The organism is Corallococcus aberystwythensis (genome assembly GCF_003612165.1).
GTDB lineage: Bacteria > Myxococcota > Myxococcia > Myxococcales > Myxococcaceae > Corallococcus > Corallococcus aberystwythensis.
This window is the reverse complement of sequence record NZ_RAWK01000435.1, coordinates 1-5,143: the sequence shown is the minus strand read 5'-3', so window position 1 is coordinate 5,143 and position 5,143 is coordinate 1. Positions and strand designations below refer to the sequence as shown.

General features: G+C 69.4%; 5 protein-coding genes. All 5 read left to right on the top strand.

Features of this window, described 5'->3' with window-relative positions; all coding sequences use genetic code 11:
• Positions 1–412, top strand: a 412-nt coding sequence (locus D7W81_RS39750; protein ID WP_158621783.1) for a DnaJ domain-containing protein, incomplete at its 5' end; no start/stop codon positions are given.
• 24 nt (positions 413–436) lie between these two features.
• Positions 437–1,141 (top strand): Smr/MutS family protein, encoded by a 705-nt coding sequence (locus D7W81_RS39745; protein ID WP_120560532.1) that lies wholly within the window; start codon positions 437–439, stop codon positions 1,139–1,141.
• A 36-nt stretch (positions 1,142–1,177) separates the two neighbouring features.
• On the top strand, positions 1,178–2,170 hold the full coding sequence (add, locus tag D7W81_RS39740) for an adenosine deaminase (RefSeq protein WP_120560531.1): 993 nt from the start codon (positions 1,178–1,180) through the stop codon (positions 2,168–2,170).
• Between the two features lie 3 nt (positions 2,171–2,173).
• Complete coding sequence (locus D7W81_RS39735; protein WP_120560530.1) at positions 2,174–3,271, top strand: quinone-dependent dihydroorotate dehydrogenase; 1,098 nt, start codon at positions 2,174–2,176, stop codon at positions 3,269–3,271.
• Between the two features lie 109 nt (positions 3,272–3,380).
• The gene (locus tag D7W81_RS39730; RefSeq protein WP_120560529.1) at positions 3,381–4,997 is read left to right on the top strand and encodes a hypothetical protein; all 1,617 of its coding nucleotides are present in this window, start codon (positions 3,381–3,383) and stop codon (positions 4,995–4,997) included.
• The last annotated feature ends 146 nt before the right edge of the window (positions 4,998–5,143 follow it).

Sequence of the window (5,143 nt, the reverse complement as noted above, 5' to 3'; positions counted from 1 at the left end):
CGCTACGCTGGACGCCCCCGCCGCCCTCGACTCCTGCCTGGACTCCCTGCCTTCGGGCGAACGGCTCCGCCTGCTGGACGCGCTCTATGAGATGGCGCTCGCGGACGGCCCCCTCCAGCGCTCCGAACGCGAGGCCCTGAAGCGCATGGCCGAGGGCCTGGACGTCCCGGACGCCAAGGCCCAGGCCCTGGCTGAACAACACCTGGGCGACGCCGCCGCCCACTACGAGACGCTGGGCCTTGCGCCGGACGCCACCGACGCGGAGGTGAAGAGCGCCTACCGGAAGCTCGCCGCCCAGCTCCACCCGGACAAGGCCAGCCACCTGGGGCCCCGGGCCGCCGAGCAGGCCGCCCGCCGCTTCCAGGCCGTCCGTGACGCGTACGAGGAAATCCGCCGCCTGCGCGGCCTGTAGCCCGGGTTAGAAGACAGGAATCCCATGAGCCAGCGTCCCCCGAAGAAGAAGGAAGCGGAGTTCCAGAACAACCCGTTCAAGTCCGCCATCAAGACGCTCCAGGACCAGGAGAAGCAGGAGAAGGCCGCCGCAGCAGCCGCCGAGTCCGCGAAGAAGAAGGCCGTCGTGCAGAAGCCGGCGAAGGCCCCCAAGGCCCGCCCGGAAGACGACGACGTGGGCCTCTTCTTCGCCGCCATGGACGGCGTGAAGCAGGTGACCAACCGCGGCCAGGCCCCCCAGACGAACCCGCGCCTGCCGGAGATCATCGACGACAACGCGGAGGCGCTCGCGCAGCTCTCCGACCTGGTCGCGGTGGACGGGCCGCTGTCCTTCACCGGCTCGGATGAGGCCTTCGAGGGCTCCTCCCCCGGCACCGACCCCAACCTGCTGCGTTCGCTGCGCCGGGGCGACTTCTCCGTGCAGGACCGGCTGGACCTCCACGGCAAGACGCAGAAGGAGGCCCAGGCCGCCGTGGAGCGCTTCCTGTCCGACAGCCGCCGGGCCAAGCGCCGCTGCGTGCTCATCGTTCACGGACGCGGTTTGAATTCCAAGGATCAGATTCCGGTGCTCAAGGACGCGGTGAGGGACCTGCTGTCGCAGAAGCGGCTGGAGCGGATGGTGCTGGCGTTCTCCACCGCACGCCCGCAGGACGGCGGGGCCGGGGCGGTCTACGTGCTGCTGCGCCGATAGCTTTACGCGTGCCCGGCGCTGTGCATACATGCCGCCATGGTTCGCGACCTCATTGACCTTCATATCCACGTGGGTGGCGCGGTGGCCCCGCACATCCTGTGGTCCATTGCCCACCAGCAGGGCTTCAAGCTCCCCGTCAAGAACTACTTCGACTTCGTCGAGCTCATCACCTCCCGTCCGGGCAAGGTGGGCAGCCTCGACGACTACCTGAAGATCCTCCACACCTGGACGGAGAAGATCCAATCCTCTCCCAGCGCCATCGAGCGCTCCGTCTACGAGGTGATTGGCAAGGAGTACCGGGGCAGCCGCGTCACGCAGATTGAACTGCGCTTCAACCCCATGAAGCGCAACCTCTCCAGCGAGCTGGACCTGGACCACATCATCCACGCGGCGCTGCGAGGCATGGACCGCGCGGTGCTGGAGTACGGCGTGAAGGTGGGCTTCATCTTCTGCCTGGCCCGCGAGTTCGACCACAAGCTCAACAGCATCATCGTGGACAAGGCCATCAAGTACCGCTCCCGCGGCGTGTACGGCATCGACCTGGCCGGCACGGAGCGCGACGCGATGGAGCACAAGTCCTCGCTCGCGGAGTACGAGGACCTCTACGCCCGCGCGCGCAAGGGCGGCCTCAAGTGCACCGTGCACACCGGCGAGACGGCGGGCACGGGCGCCAACGGCCTGATGGCGGCGGTGGAGAAGCTCAAGCCCCACCGCATCGGCCATGGCATCCGCGCCGCGTACGACGAGTCCGCGATGAAGATTTTGCGTGAGAACAACATCACGCTGGAGCTGTGCCCGACCTCCAACATCCACACCAAGGCGGTGGCGGACCTGCAGGAGCTCAAGCACATCATGCAGACGTTCTGGGACCGCAAGGTGAAGTTCACCATCAACACGGACGGCCCCTACCTGCTGGAGACGGACATGCAGCGGGAGATTGAAATCGTCGAGTCCAACGGCCTGCTCACCACGGAGCAGGTGGACCAGGCGCTCGCGTGGGCGCGCGAGGCGTCCTTCATCCCGGCCTGACCCATGTACGGCTTCACTCGCGCATTGCTGTTCAGCCTGCCCCCGGAGCCCGCGCACCGGCTGGGCATGTCGGGGCTCGCGGCCCTGGGGAAGTGGAACGCCCGCTGCCGCGCCATGCGCGAGCACACGCTGCGCCAGGCTCACATGGACCTGTCCGTGGAGCTGGCGGGGCTGAAGTTCGCCCACCCGGTGGCGCTCGCCGCCGGGCTGGACAAGGACGCGGAGGCCGTGGACGGGCTGTTCGCCTGCGGCTTCTCCGCCGTGGAGATTGGCACCGTCACGCCGAAGCCCCAGCCCGGCAACCCGAAGCCGCGCCTGTTCCGCCTGCCGGAGCACCGCGCGGTCATCAACCGCATGGGCTTCAACAACCACGGCGCGGCCACCGCGGCGGAGCGCCTCAAGGGCCGCGAGTGGAAGCCCGGCCCGCTGGGCGTGAACATCGGCAAGAACAAGGACACGCCGCTGGAGCGCGCGGTGGATGACTACGTGGCGTGCGTGGACGCGCTCGCGGCGCTCGGTGACTACGTCGTCGTCAACGCGTCCTCGCCCAACACGCCGGGCCTGCGCAAGCTCCAGGAGCCGGAGCAGCTCTCCGCGCTGCTGCTCGCCGTGCGCGAGCGGATGGAGGCCGTGGCCCCGGGCACTCCGCTGTTCCTGAAGATTGCCCCGGACCTCACGCCCGAGGCCGTGGACGAAGTGGTGGACGTGGCGATGGATCGCGGGCTGTCCGGGCTCATCGCCACCAACACCACCCTCACCCGCCCCTTCGAGCACGTGCACGCGAAGGAGGCCGGCGGCCTGTCCGGCGCCCCCGTGCGCGAGCTGTCCAACGCCGTCATCCGCCGCGCCTACCAGCGCAGCCGGGGCACCCTGCCCCTCATCGGCGTGGGCGGCGTGTTCACCGCGCAGGACGTCTACGAGAAGCTGCGCGCGGGCGCCACCGTGGTGCAGGTGTACACGGGCTTCATCTACGAGGGCCCGGGCATGGTGGACCGCATCCTCCCGGAGCTGGGCGCCCTGCTGACCCGGGACGGCTTCGCCTCCGTGCGCGACGTGATTGGCGTGGACGCCCATCAGGGCACGCCCGCCGTTCCCGTGTAGCCCTCCCCCCGTCCGTCGTCTTTCGGGCAGTGACCTTGACCCGCGGGGCAGGGTCGTCGTGTGTCGGGCCCGCTGCACCTTCCTCATATCTGGGGGCAGGGAGGCGGACATGCGGACGAGGTCGTGGTGGTGGGTCGTGGCGGCGGCGGGAAGCGTGATGGGGTGCGGAGGCGGGCTGGAGGCAGGGGACTCCGGGACGCAGCCAGCGGTGGCGGAGGTCCAGGCGCGGATCCAGTCCGCGTGGGGCACTCGGGAGGTGAAGCAGGTCCTGCCTCCCGGCCGGATTCCGGGGACGCGGTTGGACAAGGAGCCCCGCCCCGACCTGCTGACGGATGTGGCGGGCACGCTCTACTTCGTGGTGCAGGAGGAGGATCAGCGCATCGCGCTGTGGAAGAGCGACGGGACGGACGCGGGCACCGTCGTGGTGAAGGCGTTCCCGCCGACAAACGCGCTCCTGGGCGGCCTGCGGATCACCGGCATGACGCCGCTGGGCTCACGGCTGTTCTTCCACCTGTTCGAACCCGCGCTGGGCTGGGAGCTCTGGGTGAGCGATGGGACAGCGGAAGGCACCCGGCCCGTCGCGGACCTGGCGGCCGGGCCCGCGGACTCGAATCTGTATGGCTTCACGCAGCTCAACGGCGCGCTCTCCTTCTTCCGCCACGCGCCCTACGGCCAGGGCTTCACGCAGCTGTGGCGCTCGGATGGCACAGCGGCGGGCACGGTCCTGCTCCAGGACTTTGGCCGCGTCACCGGCACCTTCGGTGAGGTGCTCCCCGCCTCCGGCCTCCGCGTGTTCTTCACCGAGGACTTCGAAGAGACCGTGCGGCTGTGGCGCACGGACGGCACGGCGGCCGGGACGGTCCAGCTGAAGGACTTCGGCATTCCGGGGCTGTACACGGGCACGGTCCTGTGGACCCAGCGGGTGGGGGACTCGCTGCTGTTCGTCCTCCGTGACGCGGTGGACGGCACGCGCCTGTGGCGGACGGACGGCACCGTCGCGGGGACCCGGATGTTGAAGCGGCTGGATGCTTCCGCGGACGTGGGCATGGGCATTCCCCAGCTCGTGGACGGCACGGTGGTGTTCACCCTCACCGACGCTGGCCCCAGCCTGGAGGTCTGGAAGACGGACGGCACGGAGGCCGGCACGCAGCGGATGGACGCGTTCGGCCGGGATGGCCGGCTGCTGGGCGTCGTGAATTCCTTCGCCGCGGTGCTCACGCTCACCGACGACAACCGCTACCTGAAGCTGTGGCGTCTGCCTTTGTCCGGTGGGCCCAAGGAGGGCGTCACCGTCCTCTCCAATCCCTACGCGGATGACCCGAAGGCCATGCCGGGCCTGCGCAACGCGGTGACGGTGGAGGGGCGCATCTACTTCGCCCAGACGCTGGGCGCGCGCGTCCAGCCGCCTCGCGACGTGGAGCTGTGGGTGACGGATGGCACCGCGAGCGGCACGCGGCGGCTGTCTTCCGGCCTCACCCGGCCGGATGTCTTCCATTCACCGCTCATCGCCCTGGATTCCGGCGGCCTGCTGTTCTCCGCGAAGGGCAATGTCTGGGTTACGGACGGGACGGTCCAGGGAACCCATGCGGTGGACTCTCTGACCGCGAACAAGACACCCGCGGAGGCGTCTGCCTTCACACGCGTGGGCGGACAGGTCTTCTTCCGTGCCCTCCCCGGCGCGCCGGGATTCTCGCTGTGGGCCGTACCTGACTCGCTGATCCAATAGCCGCGGCGCGCCATGCCCTTCAGGGCCTGTTCCATGTCTTCCTGGCGACACAGGAAACTCGGGACAGGCCCTGGGCGATGATGAAGGGACGTCTTCCGCCCTTCGAGGTCCGCCGTGAAGATCTCCCGCCCGCCGCAGTCACCGCC